The organism is Deinococcus roseus, assembly GCF_014646895.1.
Taxonomy (GTDB): domain Bacteria; phylum Deinococcota; class Deinococci; order Deinococcales; family Deinococcaceae; genus Deinococcus_C; species Deinococcus_C roseus.
Genome location: NZ_BMOD01000030.1, coordinates 1 through 22,672, shown reverse-complemented (window position 1 = coordinate 22,672; position 22,672 = coordinate 1). Strand labels below are relative to the sequence as shown.

Genomic DNA, 22,672 nt, shown 5'->3' with positions numbered 1-22,672 from the left:
GCTGCCAGATGTCCTGGGAACAGGTGTCGCTTGACCTTTCGCCTGAAGCCTACCCAACAGGCATTACACGACCATTACCGGGTGACACCCACAGACACCCACACCTTTTTGGGCCGCTCCAGGGTTTGCTGGTGGGTCGCTCTGGGAACCAGCAGGATGAACGCTCTGCCGCAAAACGGCAAGCCACATCATCATTGTGAATGCCCTGAGCCAGCAGCATGTCTGCAGGTGTCATGGAAGCCTTTGAACCAGACAGCATCAAAACCACAGGAAAGCATCCATCCTGCACCAACAAAAAACAAACCCCTGCAATTTCGCAGGGGTCAGGCAAGCAGGGCAGCAAACTCAGATTCCGGCAACAGCTCTGGGCTGGTACGGCTCCTGCAAAGACGCAATGTCCTCTGCAGAAAGTTGCACGTCCAGCGCAGCTATGGCCTGCTCCAGATGGGGCATCTTGCTGGCCCCCACAATGGGCGCAGTGATGCCCGGTCTGGACAGCATCCAGGCAATCGCCACCTGAGACGCAGACACCCCCAGGCGTTCTGCCACTTCAGACACCCGCTCTGCAATCTGGTAATCGGCCTCGCTGCCATACAGGCTGTGGGCAAAAGCGTCGCTCTTTGCACGGGTGGACTGGGCCTCTCCCCCCTTGCGGTTCCCGGTCAGGAAACCCCGTGCCAGTGGGCTCCAGGGGATCACCCCGATGCCTTCTTCAATGCACAGGGGAATCATTTCCCGTTCCTCCTCGCGGTAAACCAGGTTGTAGTGGTTCTGCATGGAGACAAACCGGGTCCAGCCTTTCAGGTCTGCCAGATACAGGCTTTTTGCAAGCTGGTAGGCGTAGGTGCTTGAGGCCCCGATGTAACGCACCATTCCCAGTTTCACCAGATCATGCAAAGCAGAAAGGGTTTCTTCCAGCGGGGTTTCCGGGTCATAACGGTGAATCTGGTAGAGGTCGATGTAATCGGTGCCCAGACGCTTCAGGCTGGCATGCACCGCCTCCATGATGTGCTTTCTGGACAGGCCCCGGTCGTTGACCCCAGCGCTCATGGGCTGGTAGACCTTGGTGGCAATCACCACATCCTCACGGCGGGCAAAGTCTTTTAAAGCACGGCCCACCACCTCTTCGCTCTTGCCCAGCGAGTACATGTCTGCGGTGTCAAAAAAGTTGATTCCGGCTTCCAGGGCCCGCTGGATGAAGGGGCGGCTCTGCTCCTCGTTCAAAACCCAGTCGCGCCAGCCAGGATCACCATAGGTCATGGTGCCAAGACAGATGCGGGAAACCTTCAGGCCACTTTTTCCAAGTCTGGTGTATTGCATGCAAGTTGTCCTTTCAAAATTGCGTGTGATGGTGCAGTTGGAGGGTGCAAAGAAGGTGCTCCGTGCAGTGTACTGAAATGCCCTGAACCCAAAAGGAAGGCAAAAATCATTTTGCCTTCCCGATCTGCATCGGGGATGAAATCAGAACAAACAAAACAACCCCTGGCGCAGGACTGTAAAGCCAGATGCCAGGGGTTGTGGAATTGCGGTCAGTTCACCGGACAGGAAGTCCAGATGCTTTCAGCAGGCCAATGGTCTGCTCCACCAGGACTGAAGGGGCGGCAGGGGTGTCTGTCAGGCGGTAAGGCAAATCCAGTGCCTGCCATTTGTGCTCTCCCAGCTTGTGAAAAGGCAGCACCTCCACCTGTTCCACCCCCTCCAGGGTGGCCACAAACCGCCCGAGTTCCCGGATGTCTTCGGGGTCATCGGTCACACCGGGCACCAGCACGTAACGGATCCACATCTTCTTGCCCAATCTGGAGAGCCGCTGTGCAAAATCCAGGGTGGGCTGCAGGTTCACTCCGGTCAGGTCATGGTATTTCTCAGGCCGGATGTGCTTGATGTCCAGCAGCACCAGATCCACATTTTGCAGCCATTCGTCGGAAATTTTGCTGTGCAGGTACCCCTGGGTGTCCAGGGCAGTGTGCAGGCCCAGGGCTTTGAGTTCTTTCAGCACCTCCCCCACAAATTCAGACTGCACCAGAGGTTCCCCTCCAGAGATGGTCACTCCACCTGCACGTTTCAGGAAGGATTTGTAGGGCTTGACCTCGTCCAGCACATCCTGAACGGTGTACTCCCTGCCCTGACGCATGGCCCAGGTGTCGGGGTTGTGGCAGTACCAGCAGCGCAGCATGCACCCCTGCATGAAGAGCATGAAGCGCATGCCTGGACCATCCACGGCGGCGGCGGTTTCAATGCTGTGAATGAATCCTGTGGTGGGCATGGTCCTGGTCATGGTGGGGTCTCCCTGTCACATCCGCGTGTGGAACGTCCGGTTGATCACGTCCTGTTGCTGTTCACGGGTGAGTTTCACGAAGTTGACGGCGTATCCCGACACCCGGATGGTCAGCTGGGGGTACAGTTCGGGGTGGTTCATGGCGTGAATCAGGGTGTCACGGTTCAGCACGTTGACGTTGACGTGGTGTCCGTTTGCTTCTGCGAATGCGTCCAGACAGTGGGTCAGGTTGCTGATGCGCTCGTCCAGGGTCTTCCCGAGGGCGTCGGGGGTGGCGCTGGCCGTCCAGCTGATGCCGTCCTGGGCGTATTCGTAGGGGATTTTGGCCACGCTGGCCCCGGTGGCGATGAAACCTTTTCTGTCCCGTCCGCTCATGGGGTTGGCTCCGGGAGCGAAAGGGGCACCTGCGCGTCGACCGTCGGGGGTGTTGCCGGTTTTCTTGCCGTACACCACGTTGCTGGTGATGGTCAGGACGCTCTGGGTGGGAATGGCATTCCGGTAGGTGGGGCACTGCTGGATCTTCTGCATGAAGGTCTGGACCAGTTCCACTGCGATGCGGTCTGCCCGCGCATCATTGTTGCCATATGCGGGGTATTCTCCTTCAATTTCATAGTCGATGGCGATGCCGCGTGCATCCCGGATCACTTTGACTTTTGCGTGCTTGATGGCGCTCAGGCTGTCTGCGGTGACGCTCAGGCCCGCAATTCCACAGGCCAGGGTGCGCAGGATGTCCCGGTCATGCAAAGCCATTTCAATGCGCTCGTAGGCGTATTTGTCGTGTGAGTAGTGGATGGCATTCAGCGCCTGCACGTAGGTGCGGGCCAGCCAGTCCATCATTTTGTCAAACTTAGCGTACACCTCGTGGTATTCAAGGTGTTCGCTGGTGATGGGTTCAAATCCGGGGGCCACCACCGCGCCAGAGAGTTCATCCCGACCTCCATTAATGGCGTACAGCAGGGCTTTTGCGAGGTTGGCACGGGCACCAAAGAACTGCATTTGTTTGCCAATGCGCATGGCGCTCACACAGCAGGCAATGCCATAATCGTCTCCCCAGTAAGGGCGCATCAGGTCGTCGTTTTCGTACTGGATGCTGCTGGTTTCAATCGAGACTCTGGCACAGAAATCCTTGAAGCCCTGGGGCAGGTTGATGCTCCACAGGACGGTCAGGTTGGGTTCGGGGGCAGGTCCGAGGTTGAACAGGGTGTTCAAGATGCGGAAACTGCTTTTGGTCACCAGGGTCCGTCCGTCTTCGCCCATGCCGCCCACGCATTCGGTGACCCAGGTGGGGTCTCCACTGAACAGCTGGTCGTATTCGGGGGTGCGCAGGAACCGCACGATGCGCAGTTTGATCACCAGATCGTCAATCAATTCCTGGGCTTCTGTTTCGGTCAGGATGCCGGCCCTCAGGTCACGCTCGAAGTACACGTCCAGGAAGGTGGAAATCCGGCCAATGGACATGGCGGCCCCGTTTTGCTCTTTCACCGCAGCCAGGTAAGCGAGGTACAGCCACTGCACGGCTTCGCGGGCATTTTCAGCAGGTCTGGAAAGGTCAAAACCATAACCCTGGCCCATCTGCTTGAGTTCCTGCAGGGCACGGTACTGTTCGGAGAGCTCTTCCCGCTGCCTGAGCACATCGTCGGTGAAAGCGACCCCATCGAGTTCGGCGTATTCTCGCTGTTTGTCTTTGATCAGGAAGTCCACGCCATACAAAGCCACCCGGCGGTAATCCCCGATGATGCGCCCACGTCCGTAAGCGTCGGGCAGTCCAGTGATGATGCCCGATTTGCGCGCGGCACGGATCTCCTGGCTGTACACATCGAAGACCCCTTTGTTGTGGTCTTTGCGGTACAGGTTGAAGGCTTTTTCCACTTCAGGATCGAGGGTGAAGCCGTACGCCTCCAGGCCCGCTTTGACCATGCGGATGCCGCCATTGGGCATGATGGCCCTTTTCAGGGGAGCGTCCGTTTGCAGGCCCACGATGATTTCCAGGTTTTTGTTGATGTAACCGGGTTTGTGCGCGGTGATGCTGGAACCGATGTCGCTGGAGACATCCAGCACCCCTCTTTCCCGTTCCTGTTTCAGCAGTTCAGAAAGTTCGTTCCAGAGGTGAATGGTGCGTTCAGTGGGACGGGCCAGGAAGGTGTCTGTTCCGCTGTAGGGGGTGCAATTGTCCTGAATGAACTGGCGAACATTCACCGTGTTTTTCCAGGTGTCTCCTGCAAATTCGCGCCATGCATGGGGAGTGGGTTGGAAAATCTGGGTCATGGGGATGTCTCCTTTCCAGCAGGCTTTGTGCGTTAATTCACTTGCCTGAGTTCATTCTCTCACCTTACAAAGGGCTTAATGTCCCACAGACACCAATTCAGCAGACCTCATCCAGGCCCATGCTGGAAGGCCCTGACCCAGACAGAACATTCTTGCTTTCTGATCCCATCTCTCCAGAGGTTTTCATTCATCAAATCAGCAAAAACAAAAACAGCCGGCCCTGCTGTTCCAAAGCAACCCAAAAACACAGGACCCAGAACACCAAAGGGCCTGACATCGAAATCAGGGATCAGGCAAAGCCCAGCATGCGCCATTTGGCAATGGGAACAGGGAAACGGTTTGGATATGATCAGGGAAAGACTTCTGGAGGCAAAGACCAACCATGCAACATGTGATTTTCGATTTCGATGGCACCCTGGTGGATTCCAGAAAGGTCTTTCTGACGGTGTACAACCAGCTTGCCCGCCAGAACCGCTTCGTGCCCCTGACCGACGACAACCTGGAGGCCATGCGCAGCCTTTCCATCCGGGAACGCTGCCAGCAAATGGGCATTCCGATGTACCGCCTTCCCTGGCTGGGATTGCAACTGGCAAAGCAGTACAGGCAGCACCTCGACCAGATCCAGTTCAATCCTGGCATCAAAGAGATGCTGCAGGACCTGCATTCCAGAGGGCATCCCATCTGGGTGCTGTCCAGCAACAGTGAAGACAACATCCGTCAGTTCTTCAGGCAAGAAGGCATCGAAAGCTGGCTGCGTGGCGTGTACAGCAGCAACCGCATTTTTGGAAAAGCCCAGCAACTGCAACAGCTGATGCGCCGCGAAAAAGTCCAGAAAAACGACATGCTCTACGTCGGAGATGAAGAACGGGACATCCTGGCCTGCCAGCAGGCAGGGGTCAAAATTGCCGCCGTGACCTGGGGCTACGATCCCCTCTCGCTGCTGCAAAAAGCCCGACCTGATGTTTTGATTTCGGATCCCCAGGAGTTGCTGGGGCACCTGGGGTGAGCATTTGCCGAGGGTCCAGAGCCGAGCGCTGAGAGTCAGGAGGGCGAGGCGTGCCTCGCCCTCCTGACTCTCAGCGTCCCCTGTCAACGTCAGTGGGCAGGATTTGCAGGGGCCAGAATTCGGGTCACCAGGGTTTCCAGCAAAGCCAGCGATTTTTCTTTTTGCTGGATGGAAACCGTGAGCAAATCCAGCAACAGTCCATCCAGAGCAAAGTGCAAGAGGGCCACTTCAGGCGCGTCTCCGGGCAGGCGGGCTTGCCTGTGAAACATCAGGTCCAGCTGAAAATTGCGGACCAGGGTGTCTTGCAGGACCTGTCCCAGATCCGGGCGTCTGGCCGCTTCGAGCCTGAGTTCAAACAGGGCCAGGGTCAGTTCAGGATGCTCGGTGGTGCGCCGCACGATGTCCTGGATGTAATGCAACGCAGTCTCCAGGGTGGGAGGCAGGGTGCCCACCTGATGGAAGACCTCAGGGGGCGGGGCAAGCCGTTCGAAGATGCGGGTGCCCAGGGCCCCCAGCAGGGCCTCACGCGTTTTGAAGTAGTTGGCTGTGGTTCCTGTGGGAACCTGTGCTTCCCGGTCCACTGCCCGGTGGGTGAGTCCCCGCGCCCCTTCACGGGCCAGAATGCGCAGTCCAGCATCGGCAAGCAAATTTCGGCGGGAGGGGTTGGCAGACACCCCCTGACTCTAGCACAACCACTACAAGTGTTGTAGTATACCACTACACCAGTGGTGGTAAGGAGATCCCATGCGAAAACTGATTTACTACATCGCCAGCAGTCTGGACGGTTTCATTGCGGGTCCAGACGACAACACAGACCTCTTTCCGCTGCCCGAGTCTTACCTGCAGCATCTGATCGAGCACTTCCCTGAAACCCTGCCCACCCATGTCAGAACCGCCCTGAACATCCAGGCCAGCGGAACCCTCTTCGACACGGTGATCATGGGCCGCAAAACCTATGATCCGGGCCTGAAACTCGGCATCACCAGTCCTTACCGTCACCTCAAGCAGTACGTGGTCAGCCGCAACCTTCCTGACCCGGAGGACCCCGAAGTGACCCTGGTCCGGGAGGATGTGGTCGGGCTCGTGCAGCAACTCAAACAACAAGCCTCTGAAAAACACATCTGGCTTGCTGGAGGAGGGCAACTGGCCTCCCACCTTGCTCAGGAAATCGACGAGGTCATCCTGAAACTCAACCCCCTGGTGTTCGGTGAGGGAACGCCGCTTTTTGCTGCAGGCGTTTCACTGCAACAGTTCGAACTGCTCTCCTGCGAACCGCATCAAACTGGTCCGGTTCTGCTGCGCTACCGGGCTTTGCACAGCCAGAAATGACCTGATTCTGCAGGGAGATGGGTGTTCGTGGAAAACAGCCTGACCACATCCCTGACCACCCTTTCGGAGTTGAGCATCCTGTGTAAAGTTCACCTCTGTGTACAAGAGACGGCATGCCTCGCCCCACACCAGAAATCTCCGTCAAGACCTGCAATGCCTCGCCCACTGGTCGAAATCCCAAAAGAGATTTGTCTCGTCTCCTCTTTCAGTCCATCCAGAATAACGTTATTCTAACCAGAAAACCCTGTCTGACATAACAAATTCCTTCACAAAAACTCAGCGGATCAGCAACGCTCTGGCCTCTGAAACCTTCAGTTCAGCCAGCAAATCAGACACCTGATCCAGCCTCCCCTGTTCTTCGGTGTTGCCTGCGTGCTGCTTGCGCTGTTTGTAGAGTTCCAGCACCAGTTCCAGGTCTGCTTTGTTCAGGTTTTTCACACCCAGTTTCTGCTGCAGGTAAGTCAGAAAATCAAACCCGAACTGCTCGGTGGGCTCGATCATGGTGCCTTCTCCGTAGTCGTTCCAGGTGACCAGTTGCACCGCTTTCAGGTCAGATTGCAAAGCCAGATCCAGGGTGGTTTTGAAGGTGTCCAGACCCACAGGGATGTTGAAATAACCTGCACCCCAGCCGCCTTCCTTGTAAAAATCATGGAACCCAGGATAGGCCGATCCAACCTTGACGCGGCCCAGTGCCGGACTCCTGTAAAAGGCGCTCAGCAAATCCAGATGCGACTGCTCGTTTTGCAGCACCCAGGAAAACTCCCCCTTGCAGGCAGAGGCCACCTGACTGCCTTCCCGCCAGATCGCCAGCAAACAGGGCTGCTCTGGAAGGTCTGCAAAGAGGGTTTTCCATTCTTCGGGATTTTCAAAAGTCTGGGGGCCAAAAACCGTCAGGAAGGGGTGCCCCTCCATCTGGATGTAATTGCTGCTGGAAAAGTGGTTCTGGACCAGATCCTGCACATCCTGTCTGGCCTGGGCCATTCTGTCCGTCACCACCCCTTTCTCAAAAGCAATGTTGATGTTGTGGTCCTCGTAAACCATGGCGTACTTCAGGCCAAAACGCCCCAGTTGCCCGATCAACGCCTCTGCATTGGATTTGTTTCTGGGGTAATCGTAAAGGTCGGTGGTTCCGGGCCAGTCGATCATCACCCCATCAATTCCAGACAGTTTCATCAGGAGAAGCTGGTACTCGATGATGTCTGGATCAGCAGAAGCATAAGGACCAGTCAGGGGATAGTAATGCGTGGCGATTTGCCTGTGTCCGGTTTCATCCTGGGTGTCCGGGTAACGGGTGCCCATGGTCCAGTGTGCCCCCCAGTACCCCGAGAAATCCTTGCTCTCAAACCAGGGCATGAAGTGCACGTAGATGGGCATGGCCTCGGTTTTCTGGACGGGTTGCGGGGTGGCCTGGGAAACCCCGGCCAGCACAAGCCCTGCGGTCAAAAGGTGGGTGAGGTGTTGTTTGAAGTGGTTCATTGGGGGTTCCTCTGGGGTTGAGCGATCAGCGGTCAGCCGTCAGCGATCAGCCAGAACACATCTGGGGAAAGGCCTTGGGAGAGCGAATTGTTGCGGTCTGGGGTTTCTGATTTTGGGCGAGGCGTGCCTCGCCCCTACAAACTCGTCTGAAATTTCTTCCATTGGGCGCAGCACGCTGCGCCCCTACATTTGCCTTCTGCCTTCTCTTCTGCCTTCTCTTCTGCCTTTAGCCCTCGGCCCTCGGCCCTCAGCCCTCGGCATGCTTCACATCATGCAAAATGCACCTCACCTGATGCTCCCGTCCCGGAATCCCCACACTGTACATCGGGGGCAGGGCCTCGCTGCAGGCGGGCATGGCGTGGAGGCAACGGGGAGCAAAAGGACAACCTCTGGGCAGGTTTTTCAGATCCGGGATTTCGCCTCTGGCCTCCACATTGCCCTGTTTGAGGTGCGTGTCCGGGTTGGGGGCGGCGCTTTTCAGGAGCTGGGTGTAGGGGTGTCTGGGGCGCTGGATCACCTCGTCTGCAGGGCCAATTTCCACGATGTGGCCTGCGTACATCACCGCCACCCGGTCAGACATGTAGCGTGCGCCTGCCAGATCATGGGTGATGAACAGCATGGCCAGGCCTTCCTGGTCTTTGAGGTCCAGCAAGAGGTTCATGATGTCCAGTCGGATGGACACGTCCAGGGCACTGGTGGGTTCATCTGCCAGGATGACTTCGGGTTGCACAGCGAGGGCACGGGCAATGCTCACCCGCTGACGCTGGCCCCCCGAGAGTTCGTGGGGGCGTTTGGGAGCGTAACTTGCTCCGGGAGAGAGGCCCACCCGGTTCAAAAGCCCCTCCACTTTTTCCCTGACCCGTCTCCCTCTGGCAATCCGGTGAATCTGGAACGGCCTGGACAGGATGTAGGCGAGGGGCTGCTGGGGGTTCAGGCTGGCGTAGGGGTCCTGAAAGATCATCTGCACTTTCTTGCGAAACCCGCTGAGGGCAGCGCCTTTCAGGTGCAGCGGCACCGCCTGACCGGAAAGCTGGATGCTGCCACTGGTGGGGGTGTACAGCTGGGAGATCAGGCGGGCAATGGTGCTTTTTCCAGATCCCGATTCACCCACCAGTCCCAGCACTTCTCCTTTGTGGATGCTGAAACTGACGTTGTTCACGGCGAAAATGCTGCGTCCACTTTTGCCCACCTGGAAAGTTTTGGTGAGGTTGATGACTTCCAGGGCAGGCCGGGGCTGCACTTGCTCAAGCACGCTTGAAGGTTTCACGGGAAGGCTCCTTTCCGCTGGTTTCGTGCAGGAAGCAGGCCACAGCGTGGTCGGTTTCGGTTTCGCTGCGCTGTGGCTTGAAGGTGTCGCAGGTGCCCGCCATGCGCAAATCGCAGCGCTCGAAGAAGGGGCAGCCTTTGAGTTCCTGACTGAGCGCTGGAGGTCGGCCCGGAATGCCATCGCGCCGTTCTTTTGGTCCGGTGAGCGGAGGAAAGGCGTTCATCAGTTTGCGGGTGTAAGGATGCTGGGGGTGCTGGTAGAGCTTCTGGGCGGGGGCCTCTTCCACAATTTCCCCGGCGTACATGATGCAGATGCGGTCTGCCATCTCCACCAGGAGGGACAGGTCATGGGTGATGAACACAATGGAGATCCCCAGTTTGCGCCGCACCTGATCGATTTCCTGCAGGATGGAGCGCTGCACCACCACATCAAGTGCTGTGGTCGGTTCGTCCATCACAATCAGTCTGGGTTCCAAGGCGAGTGCAATGGCAATCACCACCCGCTGTTTCATGCCTCCAGAAAGCTGGTGTGGGAAGCTGTCCAGAAATTCGGGCCGGATGCCCACCAGCCTGAAGAGTTCTCTTGCGCGGCTGTCCAGGCGCTTTCTGTCGGTGACCCCGTGGAACAGCATGGCGTCGTAGACCTGTTCGCGCACCTTGATGATGGGGTTGAGGATGTTCATGGAGGCCTGGAACACCACCGAGTAATCCCTCCAGCGGGTTTGCCTGAGTTGTGCTTCGGGCAGGGACAGCAAATCCTGACCGTTCAGGAGGGACTGTCCAGAGAACACCTCTCCGGGGGCTTCCAGCAGTCTGGTGGCCGCGAAGGCCAGGGTGGATTTTCCGCATCCTGATTCTCCGGCCAGGCCCACAAATTCACCGGGTTTGACGGTCAGGCTGACTTCCCGCACAGCCCGGACCTGGCCTTTGGAGGTGCGGTATCCAGCGTTCAGGTCCCGGATGTCCAGCAGCACTCCGGGCAGGGGTGCCGCTGCAGTCTGGCGCTGCACAGCTTTTTTGCGGCGGGCGGGCCCCACCATGAGTCTCGGGTTTTGAAGCTGGTCGATGGTGAAATTCAGCAGCGCAAAACTGGTGCCCACCAGCGAGATGCACAGTCCGGGGGCAGCAATCCACCACCATGCGCCTTGCAAGAGTGCCCCCTTGGCCCCAGCCCAGAACAGCATGGTGCCCCAGGTGACCAGCCCCACATCTCCCAGGCCAATAAAAGACAGGGCGGCTTCGCTCAGCACGGCATACAGCGCTGCACCAAAAAAATTGGCGGCGATCAGGCCGGTCATGTTGGGCATCATTTCAAAGAAGATGATGCGCCAGGGGCTTTCACCAATCACGCTGGACGCATGAATGAAATCCCGGCTTCTCAGCGCCAATGCCTGTGAACGGATCACCCGTGCCCCGAACGCCCATCCGGTAAAGGAAATCACCAGAATGATGGAGTACAGCCCGCCCCCTTGCAGGAAGGTGCTGGCCACGATCAGCAGGGGAAGGCCGGGCAGCACCAGAAAAACGTTGGTGAGGGTGTTGATGGTCTCATCGATCCAGCCCCCAAAGTAAGCCGCAGTGAGGCCCAGGGTCACAGCAATCAGGGTGGTGGTGATGCCAGCCACAAAACCCACCAGCAGGGTGAGCCTGGACCCGTAAAGCATCTGGGAGAAGATGTCCTGGCCCAGTGCGGTGGTGCCCAGCAGGTGTTCTTTTGATGGAGGAAGCCAGAACGGCAGATCCCCTCTGTTGGGGTTGAATTCGGTGAGCAGGGGGGCAAACACGCCCATCAACACCAGAACGCCGAGCAGCACCATGCCTGCAATCGCTCTGGGTTGCCTGAAAAGGTCCTGGTTCATGCTGCACCTCCATCCCGCACGCGGGGGTCAAGCACGCTGTAGAGCATGTCCACCACAAAGTTGGCCAGCAGAACGGCGGCAGCAATCATCAGAAAAATGGCCTGCATCAGGGGGTAATCCAGCGCATAAACCGCATTGTTGAGGTACAGGCCCAGACCGGGGTAGGAGAACACCACCTCGACGAGCACCGACCCGCCCACCACAAAACCCAGGGCCATCCCGAATCCCGTGAAGCTGGGAATCAGGGCGTTCCTGAGCACATAACGGCTGAGGATTCTTCCGTTGGGAAGCCCTTTGGCCCTGGCGAAGGCCACGTAGTCTTCGGACATGACGCTGATCACGTTGTTGCGCATGGTCAGGAGCCAGCCTCCGGCAGAAGTCACCACGATGGTCAGGGCAGGCAAAGTGCCGTGCCAGAGCAAGGATTTCCACCAGCCCGCACTGAAAGCAGGACCGGGGAAAGGATCGAGTGCACCACTGAGCGGAAAGAGGCTGAGTTTGTAGGCCAGGAAGAACAACAAAAGCAAAGCCAGCCAGAAGTAGGGCATGCTGTTCAGAAAGAGGGCCAGCATGGGCAGGTTGTCTGCGATGAGGTCTCCCCTGCGCCACGCGCTGTACACGCCCATTGCGCTCCCAAGCAGAAAGGCCATCACGGTGGCAAAGCCCACCAGACCGATGGTGTAAGGGGCGATGGTGCCCAGCACCTCTACAACCGGGGTCGGGTACAGGCTGATGGAGCGGCCCAGGTCTCCGTGCAGCAACTTCCACAGGTAGGTGAAGTACTGCTGGATGGGGGTGCTCTTGTCATCCAGGCCATATGCGACCCTCAGGGCGTCAATGGAATCCAGCGTGAAGCGGCCCTGGTATTTGGCCAGCATCGCCCCGATGGGATCTCCGGGCACCAGTCGGGGCAGGATGAAATTCAGGGTCACCGCCACCCACAGGGTGAGCAGCAGGAACAGCAATTTGCGGAGCAGGTAAGGCATGGATCTCCTTTCAGGGGAGAGAACCCCCCGGTTCGCCTGCCGCGCGAAACCGAGGGGGAAGAGGAATGAAGAAGCATGCTGTGGAAAGGGAGATGCTCAGGGCAGGTCAGAATTTGGCTTGCATGGTCAGCTCCTGTCTCAGCGGGGTTTGACGTTGAGGAACAGCAGGCGGGTTCCGGCCTGATCGTCGACGTTGCCGTCGTAGTAGGGGTTCTTGTCGCTGGGGAAGTTGGTGAAGCGGGTGGTGTTGAAGATGCCGAACTGGCTTCGGTCCGTGAGGGGCAGCCAGGGCAGGTCTTTCATCACCTGGGTGACGGCGGTGGAGAGGGCTTTCTTCTGGGCTGCAGCGTTGCTGGTGGCGCGGAATTCATCGAGCGCTTTGGTGACCACAGGGTTGGTGTAACGGGTCAGGTTGCTGGGAGAGGTCTGGCCCACCGGAGCGGTGTTGTTGGGGTGGAAAGACTGGTAGAACAGGTAGTAGGGGGTGGGTCCGGTGCCCCAGCTCCAGGACACGCCCATGTCGTAGGTGCCGGTCTGGAAGCCGGTGATGTACCCGCTGAAGGCCTGCTGGTCCACGGTGCTGTTGATGCCCAGCACCTCCAGGTTGTCGCTGACCACCTGGGCCAGGGTGATGTAGTCGGTCCAGCCTGCGCCCACCAGGATCTTGAAGGTGGGGAGGGGCTTGCCGTCTTTGCCCAGACGCTTGCCACTGGCGTCTTTCTTGTACCCGGCAGCCGTGAGGGCTTTGTCTGCTGCAGCAGGGTCAAACTTCAGGTCGATGTCTGCAGGGGTATTGGGGAACCAGACTTTCTTCTGGGCGGGAATCACAGCGCTCACGTCTGCACCTTTGAGCACCCCGGCGTAGGCTTTGAGGGCAGCTTCACTGGTGTTGATGCCCTGCGCAATGGCCCTTCTGAAATCTGCATCGCTGAAGGGGGCCTTGGCGTTGTTGAAGTACAGGAAGTTGGTGCTGTTCACAGGCCACCAGTAGGTGTTGTTCTTGCCTTTGCTGGCGTACTGCGCTTTGGGGTCGGTCAGGCCGATGTAGGAGAAATCCCCCTCGGCTTTGAGCATCTTTAAAAGCGCTGCGTCATTGCCGTTGGTGGGCAGCCACACGATGGCGTCGATGTAGGGCTTGTCTCCCATCCAGTAGTTGGGGTTTTTCAGAACGCGCAGGGCCTGCTGGCTGTAGCTGTCAAACACAAAGGGTCCGGTGCCCACGGCTTTCTGGTTGGTTTCCATGGTGGGGTTGGCAATCTTGCTCCAGATGTGCTCTGGCACGATGGCCTGGGTGGCAATGAAGGGGAAGATGGGGGCATTGGGTTCTTTGAATTTGAACACCACAGTGTTGTCGTTGGTGGCGGTCACACTGGTGAGGCCACTGCTCCAGATGCTGGACAAATTGTTTTTCTTCAGGTAATTGAAGGTGAAAGCCACATCTTCTGCGCTGAAGGCTTTGCCGTCGTTCCACTTGACCCCGTCTCTGGTGTTGACCGTGAGGGTCAGGTTGTCCTTGGACCACTTGTATTTGGTGCCCAGCACGTTGGTGACTTTGCCGTTGAGGTTGTTCACAAAGAACAGCGTTTCGTAGATGGCAGAGAGGGTGGGGGGCAGGTGCTGGTCGTTGGGCGTGAAGGGGTTGAGGTTGAAAGACCCCCATTGCAGGGTGCGCACCACGGTGAAGGGGCGCTGGGGCTCAGCAGCAAGGGCGGTGGCAGACAGACCGATGGTGAGCAGGGCCAGGGTGGACAGCACGGTTTTCTTCATAAGAACCTCGAATTGGGGGAAAACTGGGGTTTCGGCAAAAGGGAGGCTCCACCCATCAAAGCGGTTGAGGGTGAGGTGGGCACTCGGGATTTTACTGAACGTTCAGAATTTTATGAAGTCGCAAACGAATACACCATTGGAATGGCGCTATAAAGGTATTCGTCTGAACGTTCAGTTTTTACATTACCCAACTCTTGAATCCCTGTCAAGAGGGGAATGTGCTGCATCACGGAAAAAACTTCATTTGCGTGCGGGTCAGCACAAAGGCAGCTGAACGTTCTGGATCCATTTGATCCAGAACGTTCAGAATTGACTGTTGAATGGTGTTGAAATGTGCTGAAAAGGGAAACTACTGCACCAGATCCAGCTGCTGTTCTGAAACCCCGCTTTCCAGCAGCACTTCATCTGCAGTCCAGTCCAGTTTCACCGGACCTGCAGCGTCCAGACCGTAGACCCACAGCACTTCGCTGGACCGCTGGCGGCCTGCTCTGGTGATGCGCACCCGACCTGCCAGATGCTCAATGCGCACAGTGGTGCGGATTCCAGGCTGGTTTCCTTCTCCCTCGTCCTCGTAAAGCACAAATTCCCCCTCTGATCCCACATGCACATGCCATTCCAGGGTGTCCCAGAAAGCCGTACTGGTGCTGGAAGCCGGGTCTGTCAGGGGCACAATGCCTCCGGGTTTCAGAAAGACCGGAATCCGGTCCAGACCTGCCGAAACCAGACCGTACCCTGCATCGTGCTGCTGGCTGTCCTCTGCAGCGAAGTCCATCCAACCTGCAGACGGGAACAGCACACTGCGGTGGGTGTGGTAAGGGCGCAGAATTGGAGCAACCAGCAAACTTTCCCCGAACAGAAACTGGTCCGAAAGGTGGTTCTGGTGCTCAGGATGGTGCAAACTGATCGCCCGCATGGGGGGCAGTCCGGTCTCCTCTGCTTCTTTCATCAGGGTGTACAGGTAAGGCAGCAGACGGTAACGGAATTGAATTGCAGAGCGGATGTGAGGCAGGTGCTCAGGGAAGGCCCAGGGCTCCTGGTAATCCGTCCCAATCGAGCTGTGGTTGCGCATGAAGGGGAAAAACGCCCCGAGCCAGGTCCAGCGCGTGACCAGTTCACCACTGGCATTGGAGAGAAAACCCCCCAGATCGCTGCCCACAAACGGCACCCCGGAAAGCCCCAGAGAGAGCAGGAGTTGCAAATTCATCTCCATGTGTTCCCAGTGGGCAGAATTGTCTCCGGTCCACACTGCAGAATAGCGCTGGATGCCTGCGTACCCTGCACGGGTCACAATGAAAGGGCGCTTCTCGGGTTGCAGGGTCTTCAGACCTTCAAAGGTGGATTTGCACATCCCCAGCGCATACAGGTTGTGCGCCTCCAGATGCCGCATGTTGCCGTGCCGCACATCGTCTGGCAGGGTGTTCCCAAAACGCAAAGCAGGGTCAACGGGAGAATGGCAGGAGAAGCAACTGGGTTCGTTCATGTCGTTCCAGAAGCCAGCAATGCCACTTTCCAGCATTCCAGCATGTTTCTGGCCCCACCACTTCTGCACGTCCTCACGGGTGAAATCCGGGAAAACCGCAGGGTCAGGCCAGACCTCACCCACAAAGACATCTCCCCGATCGGTCTTGACCAGAAAATCCTGTGCAGCAGCTTCTTCGTACATCGGGTACCTGGCTTCTTTCTTGATGCCAGGGTCCATGATGGTGATCAGTTTCACCCCATGCCCTGCGGCCCAGTCCGATAGAGTTTTTGGCTCTGGGAAGCGGTGCCTGTCAAAAGTGAAAACCTTGTAGGCATCCATGTGGTGGATGTCCAGATGGATGGCGTCCAGGGGAATCTGGTGGCTGCGGTAGCTCTGGATCACCTCCTGCACCTCTTCAGCAGTTTCGTAGCTGTATCTGGACTGGTGCAGGCCCAGGGACCAGAGTGGGGGCAAGGGGGTGCGCCCGGTCAGGGTGGTGTAGGACTTCAGAATGTCTGCGGGGGTGTCTCCCAGCACGAAATACAAATCCAGTTCACCGCTTTCTGCAGTCCAGACGATGCGTTCGGGGTGGTTTTTAGCGACATCCACTGTGGACCGGGCACTTTCATCCAGAAAAAAGCCCCAGGCTTTACCCTCACGGATGCCCATGAAAAAGGGAATCGACTGGTACAGCGGATCGGTGTCCGGGTGGTGCGGTTGCACGTCGGTGTTCCAGAAGGTGAATTTCATGCCCCGTTTGTTGAGGGGGCCGACTTTTTCGCCAAAACCCAGGTAGGCTTCACCCAGCGAAGCCTGCAAGGTCACGCTGGTGCGCTGGCGGTTGACCGGCACTGCAGGCTGAAATTCTCCCTGGATGCCCTCAATGAAAACCACCTCGGCACCTTTGTGACGCACCTGCACGCTGCCATTGCGGAACACCTGCAAACTGCTCTCTGCTGTGCTGAACAGCCAGCTTTCCGGGTCGGACTGGAACTCTAGGTGCTCCAGAGGAAGCACGGCCATGCTGCGTTTTTCAGGGAGGGTTTCGCCCCTCAGGTAGCCTCTGGGACGGATGCGGAAACGCCAGATTTCGGGGGCAGGGTGGCTGATTTCTGCCCGGCTGTGCAGGCCTGAAAGCTGAATCAGCCTGTTGTTGACCTCGATGCGATTGAACATGAAAACCTCAAGTCAGAGGCGAACACGATTCACAACACCTGTCAGGGGTTTGTTTGTGTTGTGGTTGCCTGCTTCGCAGCTTAGCGGGCGTGCAGGGCAATTGCGACCTGAAGTTTTGTTTTTTATTGCAAAATGCCCCGCTCCATTTGGGCAAAGCACGACGCTCTGGCTGCACAACTTTTGATTTGCATCGTTTCTGACATCCCACTACAGTGAGGCCATCCAAAACACGTGAATGCCGGGAACACAGCCTGCTGTGTTTTGGCTGGTCTTTGACCCAGGAAAGGTGCACCATGTCGAACAAAATGCAAAAACGGTCTTCTCAAGCCCTGGTCTGGCTGCTCACTGCGGCCCTCGCTGGCAGTGCTGCCCACGCTGCCGGAGTCACCCTCACCATTGCCTGTGATGGCAGCGGAGCAGGTTTCGAGCAATGCAAATCCGGTGCAAATGTCTGGGCCAAAAAGACCGGCAACACCGTCAAGGTCTTCGAGTCTCCCCAGCTTTCCAACGACCGTCTGGGCCTCACCCAGCAGCAGATGGCCGCCAGGAGCGACACCATCGATGTGTACATGATCGATGTGGTCTGGCCCGGCATCCTTTCGCAGCACTTTGTGGACCTGAAGGGCAAGGTGCCCCAGAGCACCCTGAACCAGTACTTCCCGGCCATGATTCAGGCCAACACCGTGGGAGGCAAGCTGGTGGCCATTCCCTGGTTCACCGATGCAGGCCTCCTGTTCTACCGCAAAGATTTGCTGGAAAAATACGGCTACAAAACCCCTCCCAAATCCTACGAGGAACTGGCCCGCATGGCCCAGAAAGTGCAGGCGGGTGAGCGCAAAACCAACAAGAACTTCCAGGGCTTTGTCTTCCAGGGCAAAGACTACGAGGGCCTCACCTGTGACGCTCTGGAATGGATTTATGCCTACAAGGGCGGCACCATCATTGATGATGAAGGAAACATCACCATCAACAACACCAATGCGGCCAGAGCCCTGACGCAGGCCGCCAGCTGGGTGAAGAAAATCGCTCCCGAAGGCGTGACCACCTACGCCGAGGAAGATGCCCGTGGGGTGTTCCAGTCGGGCAATGCGCTGTTCATGCGCAACTGGCCTTACGCCTGGTCCAACGCCCAGAACCCCGACAGCCTGATCAAAGGCAAGGTGGGCGTGGCCCCCATGCCCAAGGGTGGCGCTGCAGGACAGCAGTCCGCCACGCTGGGCGGCTGGGGACTGGCCGTGTCCAGCTACAGCAAAAACCAGGCTGCGGCCATCGATCTGGTGCTGTACCTGACCGGAGCCGAAGAACAGAAAGAGCGTGCACTGAACATCGGGGCCAACCCCACCCTCAAAGCCCTCTACACCGACAAAGACATCCTGAAAGCCAACCCCTTTGTGGGCAGCCTGTACGACGTGTTCATGAATGCCGTGCCGCGTCCTTCTGCCCCCACCGGACTGAAGTACAACCAGGTGTCTCAGGCCTTTTCTGGGGCAGTGCACGACGTGCTGACCGGAAAACAGAAAGCCCCTGCAGCCCTGAAACAACTGGAAGCCGACCTCAACCGCATCAAAGGCCGGGGCTGGTGATCTTCCTGAGGGGGAGGGGCTTTCCCTCCCCCCTTGTTGCTGTTCTGGCAACAGGAAGCAGGTGACTTCATGAAAACACAGACTGTTTCCACACCCCCGAAAACCCGGTCCAGAGGCGTGCATGCCGCACGGGCACGGGTGGCCTTCTTCTTTCTGCTGCCTGCCCTGCTGGCGATTGCCCTTACCGCAGGGTATCCGCTGTTCAAAACCTTCCAGTACAGCTTCACTGACGCATTGATCACCGATCCCTCCAGTGCAAAACCCATTGGACTGGGCAACTTCTGGTACACCAACGAAAAGGGCGTGGAACTGGGATTGTTGCAGGATCCCAAGTGGTGGGGCGCAGTGCGCAGCACTTTCACCTTCACTTTTTTATCGGTGGGACTGGAATTTGTGCTGGGGATGGTGATTGCACTGGTGCTGAACAGCGAGTTCAAAGGCCGCTCTTTTCTGCGCACCGCCCTGCTGGTGCCCTGGGCCATTCCCACGGTGGTGTCTGCCCAGATGTGGAGTTTCATGTACAACGACTCCTTCGGTTTGCTGGGCACCCACCTGGGCGCAGTGCTGGCAGATGCAGACAAAACCCTGTGGGCCATCATTGCCGTGGATGTCTGGAAAACCACCCCTTTCATGGCCCTGATGCTGATTGCAGGCCTCTCCATCATTCCCGCAGATCTGTACGAGGCAGCAGATGTGGACGGGGCCAGCAAATGGACCCAGTTCTGGCGCATCACCCTGCCGTTGCTGAGACCTGCCATTCTGGTGGCGGTGGTGTTCCGTGCCCTGGACGCTTTAAGGGTCTTTGATGTGATGAACGTGATGCTGGGTCCAAACCGGGCCAGCGAACTGAGCATGACCGCCTACGCCAGACTGCACATGATCGACAACCAGTTGCTGGGCTACGGAAGCGCTGTGGCCGTGATGATCTTTCTGATCATTCTGGCTTTCACCGTCCTGTACGTGGCCTCGCTGCGGGTGCGTTTCGACTAGAAAGGAGTTGCCCCATGACCCTCAAAAGCCACACTTCCAGCGGGCGCTCCCTGCCCACTTTCAAAAGAACCCTCTTTTACCTGATGCTGGCCGCAATCACGGCTTACCTGCTCTTTCCCTTCGTCTGGGCGGTGATCACCAGTTTCAGGCATGCCACCGATCTGTTTTTGCCCCCCATGAAGTTTTTGCTGGCCAAATGGACCATCAAGAACTACATCGAGGTGCTGGGCTACCCCTCTTTCTCCAGAGGCTTTCTGATGAGCGTGCTGGTCGCAACAGGTTCTGTGGCGGTTTCCCTGCTGCTGGGGGCTTTTGCTTCCTACGCACTGGGGCGTTTCCGATTTAAAGGCAAATCGGTGATCCTGTACGTGATTCTCTCGGTCACCATTTTTCCGCAGATTGCTGTGCTGTCCGGGCTTTTCACGCTGATCCAGCAGTTCGGGCTGTACAACAATCCGCTGGGTTTGATCTTCAGTTACCTGATCTCTTCCATTCCGTTCAGTGTGTGGGTTTTGACCAGTTTCGTGCGGGAAATTCCCAGCGAACTGGAAGAAGCGGCCATGGTGGACGGCGCGACCCCCTTGCAAACCCTGTTCCGGGTGCTGCTGCCCGTGATGGTCCCGGCCCTGGTGACCACCGGACTGCTGTCTTTCATTGCGGTCTGGAACGAGTATTTGTTTGCCCTGACCTTCACCAGTGACAACCGCACGGTTCCCGTGGTGATCGCCAATTTCTCTGCAGCCAGCCAGTTTGAATTGCCCTGGGCCAACATCATGGCAGGCAGCATGCTGGTCACGGTGCCCTTGATTGTGCTGGTGATGGTGTTCCAGAAGAACATCATCTCTGGCCTGACCTCTGGAGCCGTCAAAGGCTGAACTCCCCCTTTCACAATTCCACGCCACCTTTCCTCTAAATCCCCACCGTCAGGCAAGCGGTGGGGCAAGTTGTGGATCATGGGTCATGACAGGGGTTGTCTAAGACCAGCGATCAGCAACCTGACCAGCTGTTTTGCATCATCGTTGGGGTCCCTGGCGGCCCCTATGCAAAGGCCACCCACCCCGCGCATGAAGGGTTTGGGGTGGATGTCACTCTGGACCTCGCCTGATGCCCGTGCAGCTTCCAGAAGGTCCTGACACACCGGTGCCAGTCGCTCAAAGAGGTAAGCCTGCAGGGCTTCATAGGTGGGGTCTCCCGCTTGCAGGACATGTGCAAGGCCGAATTTGGTTTTCAGAAAATCCACAAAAAGATCGGTCCATTGCTGAAGGGCCACATAAGGACTGGGGGCGCTTTTCAGCAGGGCGGGTCCTGCTTCTGCGCAGGCCTCAACCTGGTGACGGTACACGGCAATGATCAGGTCGGATCGGGTGGGGAAATGTCGGTAAATGGTGCCGGTTCCGACTCCGGCTTTTGCGGCAATGTCCCGCACGGGCACATTCACACCCGAGGTGACAAAGAGAGAAGCAGCAACGGAGAGCAGCGCCTGTTCGTTGCGCTGTGCATCGGACCGTTTGGATTTTCCTGTTTTTGAGGTGGCCTCTGGCTGCTGGGGGTCGGGTTGGGGGGGTTCAGTGCTCATGCCACTCCTGTTTGACAAACGGAACATTGTTCCGTATCATATCGGAACGTCGTTCCGTTTGTTTCCGTCAGTGTACCATGGCGGCGAAGTCTCATTCAGTCCCCCCTTTCAAAACCCCAAGGAGCACACCATGCAACAGCACACCCAGCCCGTTGCCCTGGTGACAGGTGCCAACACTGGCATTGGTCATCAAATCGCCAGAGACCTCGTTTCCCACGGATTCACCGTCCTGGTGGGCGCACGCAACCCTGAAAAAGGCAAACAGGCCGCACAAGACATTGGACCGGATGCCCACCCCCTTCACCTGGATGTCACCGATCAGGCCACCATCGACGCAGCAGCAGAACACATCCGCAACACCTTCGGGCGTCTGGATGTGCTGGTGAACAACGCTGGCATCTCACAACCCGACAACGCTGCAGAGGTCTTCCCTGCCACCGTACAGGCCGGAATGATGACAGTGGCCTCCCCTGAGTACATTCGGACGGTCTTTGAAACCAACGTTTTCGGGGTCATTGCCGTTACACAGGCCATGTTGCCCCTGCTGCACGAAGCACCCGCAGGACGCATCGTCAACCTGGGAAGCGGTGCTGGCTCACTGGCCCTGAACGCCGACCCCGGCAACCCGGGCCGGGCCATGTTTGGGACCTACTCCGCCTCGAAGTCCGCCCTGCACGCGGTCACCCTCGCCCTTGCCGTTGCCCTGGAATCCACACCCATCAAAGTCAATGTGGCCTGTCCCGGTTTCACCTCCACCGCCCTCAACAACTTTTCGGGCACCCGCACGGTTGAACAGGCGGCACGTGAAGCGGTCCGTCTTGCCCTGCTTGGCCCCGACGGACCGACAGGCACCTTCTCCAACGAAGACGGTCCCATGCCCTGGTGATGGTGTTGGTGATCCAGAAGAACTCTGGGTCACATCAGGCAGCTCCCATCTGCATTTCAGGTCAGCACACCTTTAAGGGTGGTCTGAAAGGAAACGGGAAAAACATCCCTTTTGCCCCAGCAAAAACCTGAGGGCCGGGCATGGTCTCTAGACTGCTGGCTGGTGCTTTGCCCATCATGCCCTCAAAATGTTCATCTTTGTTCAAAAAACAATCCCTGGGAAGCGGTTTTGTCCAGAAGTGTAAGAACCGGGTTATAAATCTCTAAAAACCGCCCTTTCAAATTGTGTTTTTCAACTCTCTTCGACAATGAGAAACTTTTTTTCCCATCCACCACACACTTCCTGAAATCAAGCTGAAATCATTGATCTGCACGAAGAAATTGTTATGAGAACGCACAATCCCTGTTCCCAGAACGGATCTTGACTTTGAAAAGGCAGGATCGTACATTGAATCCATGTTCACAACCTGAGCATTGGGGCACCGTCCAGTTGCCAGACCTCCTCTTCAGGTTCAATCCTGCCCTCCCTGTCTGGCACAGACGCTCCAGTGTGAACTGCGTGCACCCTCAACAACACAACCTGGAGGATCCATGAAGCGTCAAACCCTGATGACCCTTGCCCTGACCACCCTGTTTTCGTCTGCACTGGCAAGAGACACCGTGACCATCTGGTACCCCTGGGGCGACATCGACGGACAGACCATCCTGGACGCCGCCGCAGACTACAACAAAGCCCAGGACAACGTCACCATCAAAGCCGTGTTGGTCAGT

General features: G+C 57.4%; 18 protein-coding genes. 7 read left to right on the top strand and 11 right to left on the bottom strand.

Annotated features, from left to right (window positions below; translation table 11 throughout):
- Positions 1-345: 345 nt before the first annotated feature.
- From IEY52_RS22890 to pflB, 3 genes are all read right to left on the bottom strand, one after another.
- Positions 346-1,320: an aldo/keto reductase gene (locus IEY52_RS22890; protein ID WP_189007587.1), complete on the bottom strand. Its 975-nt coding sequence runs from the start codon at positions 1,318-1,320 to the stop codon at positions 346-348.
- A 214-nt stretch (positions 1,321-1,534) separates the two neighbouring features.
- The gene (gene pflA, locus IEY52_RS22885; protein WP_189007585.1) at positions 1,535-2,275 is read right to left on the bottom strand and encodes a pyruvate formate-lyase-activating protein; all 741 of its coding nucleotides are present in this window, start codon (positions 2,273-2,275) and stop codon (positions 1,535-1,537) included.
- 15 nt (positions 2,276-2,290) lie between these two features.
- Positions 2,291-4,540, bottom strand: a complete 2,250-nt coding sequence (gene pflB / locus IEY52_RS22880; RefSeq protein ID WP_189007583.1) for a formate C-acetyltransferase — start codon at positions 4,538-4,540, stop codon at positions 2,291-2,293.
- A 382-nt stretch (positions 4,541-4,922) separates the two neighbouring features.
- Between pflB and IEY52_RS22875 the strand changes: the two genes are divergently transcribed.
- Complete coding sequence (locus tag IEY52_RS22875) at positions 4,923-5,546, top strand: HAD hydrolase-like protein (protein WP_189007581.1); 624 nt, start codon at positions 4,923-4,925, stop codon at positions 5,544-5,546.
- An 89-nt stretch (positions 5,547-5,635) separates the two neighbouring features.
- On the opposite strand, the gene IEY52_RS22870 is transcribed toward IEY52_RS22875, so the two are convergent.
- Positions 5,636-6,220: a TetR/AcrR family transcriptional regulator gene (locus IEY52_RS22870; protein WP_189007579.1), complete on the bottom strand. Its 585-nt coding sequence runs from the start codon at positions 6,218-6,220 to the stop codon at positions 5,636-5,638.
- 70 nt (positions 6,221-6,290) lie between these two features.
- On the opposite strand from IEY52_RS22870, the gene IEY52_RS22865 reads away from it, so the two are divergent.
- On the top strand, positions 6,291-6,875 hold the full coding sequence (locus IEY52_RS22865; RefSeq protein WP_189007577.1) for a dihydrofolate reductase family protein: 585 nt from the start codon (positions 6,291-6,293) through the stop codon (positions 6,873-6,875).
- A 276-nt stretch (positions 6,876-7,151) separates the two neighbouring features.
- Here IEY52_RS22865 and IEY52_RS22860 read toward each other — a convergent pair whose 3' ends face one another.
- The 6 genes from IEY52_RS22860 to IEY52_RS22835 form a co-directional block, all read right to left on the bottom strand.
- Positions 7,152-8,351 (bottom strand): glycoside hydrolase family 99 protein, encoded by a 1,200-nt coding sequence (locus tag IEY52_RS22860; RefSeq protein WP_189007575.1) that lies wholly within the window; start codon positions 8,349-8,351, stop codon positions 7,152-7,154.
- A gap of 247 nt (positions 8,352-8,598) precedes the next feature.
- A complete protein-coding gene (locus tag IEY52_RS22855) occupies positions 8,599-9,618 on the bottom strand; it encodes an ABC transporter ATP-binding protein (RefSeq protein ID WP_229684929.1) in 1,020 nt (339 codons plus the stop codon).
- Positions 9,596-11,476 carry a dipeptide/oligopeptide/nickel ABC transporter permease/ATP-binding protein gene (locus IEY52_RS22850; RefSeq protein WP_189007573.1) on the bottom strand — a complete coding sequence of 627 codons (1,881 nt, stop codon included), beginning with the start codon at positions 11,474-11,476 and terminating at the stop codon, positions 9,596-9,598. The genes IEY52_RS22855 and IEY52_RS22850 overlap by 23 nt, the downstream gene beginning before the upstream one ends.
- A complete protein-coding gene (locus IEY52_RS22845) occupies positions 11,473-12,462 on the bottom strand; it encodes an ABC transporter permease (RefSeq protein ID WP_189007570.1) in 990 nt (329 codons plus the stop codon). The genes IEY52_RS22850 and IEY52_RS22845 overlap by 4 nt, the downstream gene beginning before the upstream one ends.
- Before the next feature lie 138 nt (positions 12,463-12,600).
- The gene (locus tag IEY52_RS22840) at positions 12,601-14,229 is read right to left on the bottom strand and encodes an ABC transporter substrate-binding protein (protein WP_189007568.1); all 1,629 of its coding nucleotides are present in this window, start codon (positions 14,227-14,229) and stop codon (positions 12,601-12,603) included.
- Between the two features lie 349 nt (positions 14,230-14,578).
- Positions 14,579-16,867: a glycoside hydrolase family 31 protein gene (locus IEY52_RS22835; RefSeq protein ID WP_189007565.1), complete on the bottom strand. Its 2,289-nt coding sequence runs from the start codon at positions 16,865-16,867 to the stop codon at positions 14,579-14,581.
- A 293-nt stretch (positions 16,868-17,160) separates the two neighbouring features.
- Between IEY52_RS22835 and IEY52_RS22830 the strand changes: the two genes are divergently transcribed.
- From IEY52_RS22830 to IEY52_RS22820, 3 genes are all read left to right on the top strand, one after another.
- Positions 17,161-18,450: an ABC transporter substrate-binding protein gene (locus tag IEY52_RS22830; protein WP_229684928.1), complete on the top strand. Its 1,290-nt coding sequence runs from the start codon at positions 17,161-17,163 to the stop codon at positions 18,448-18,450.
- Between the two features lie 69 nt (positions 18,451-18,519).
- On the top strand, positions 18,520-19,440 hold the full coding sequence (locus tag IEY52_RS22825; protein WP_189007562.1) for a carbohydrate ABC transporter permease: 921 nt from the start codon (positions 18,520-18,522) through the stop codon (positions 19,438-19,440).
- Positions 19,441-19,454: 14 nt separating this feature from the next.
- Complete coding sequence (locus IEY52_RS22820; RefSeq protein ID WP_189007559.1) at positions 19,455-20,315, top strand: carbohydrate ABC transporter permease; 861 nt, start codon at positions 19,455-19,457, stop codon at positions 20,313-20,315.
- An 83-nt stretch (positions 20,316-20,398) separates the two neighbouring features.
- Here IEY52_RS22820 and IEY52_RS22815 read toward each other — a convergent pair whose 3' ends face one another.
- Positions 20,399-21,016 (bottom strand): TetR/AcrR family transcriptional regulator, encoded by a 618-nt coding sequence (locus tag IEY52_RS22815; protein ID WP_189007556.1) that lies wholly within the window; start codon positions 21,014-21,016, stop codon positions 20,399-20,401.
- A gap of 130 nt (positions 21,017-21,146) precedes the next feature.
- On the opposite strand from IEY52_RS22815, the gene IEY52_RS22810 reads away from it, so the two are divergent.
- Both IEY52_RS22810 and IEY52_RS22805 read left to right on the top strand, forming a co-directional pair.
- A complete protein-coding gene (locus tag IEY52_RS22810; protein WP_189007553.1) occupies positions 21,147-21,902 on the top strand; it encodes an SDR family oxidoreductase in 756 nt (251 codons plus the stop codon).
- Positions 21,903-22,492: 590 nt separating this feature from the next.
- Positions 22,493-22,672 (top strand): hypothetical protein (locus IEY52_RS22805; protein ID WP_189007550.1); only part of this gene is annotated, 180 nt, incomplete at its 3' end.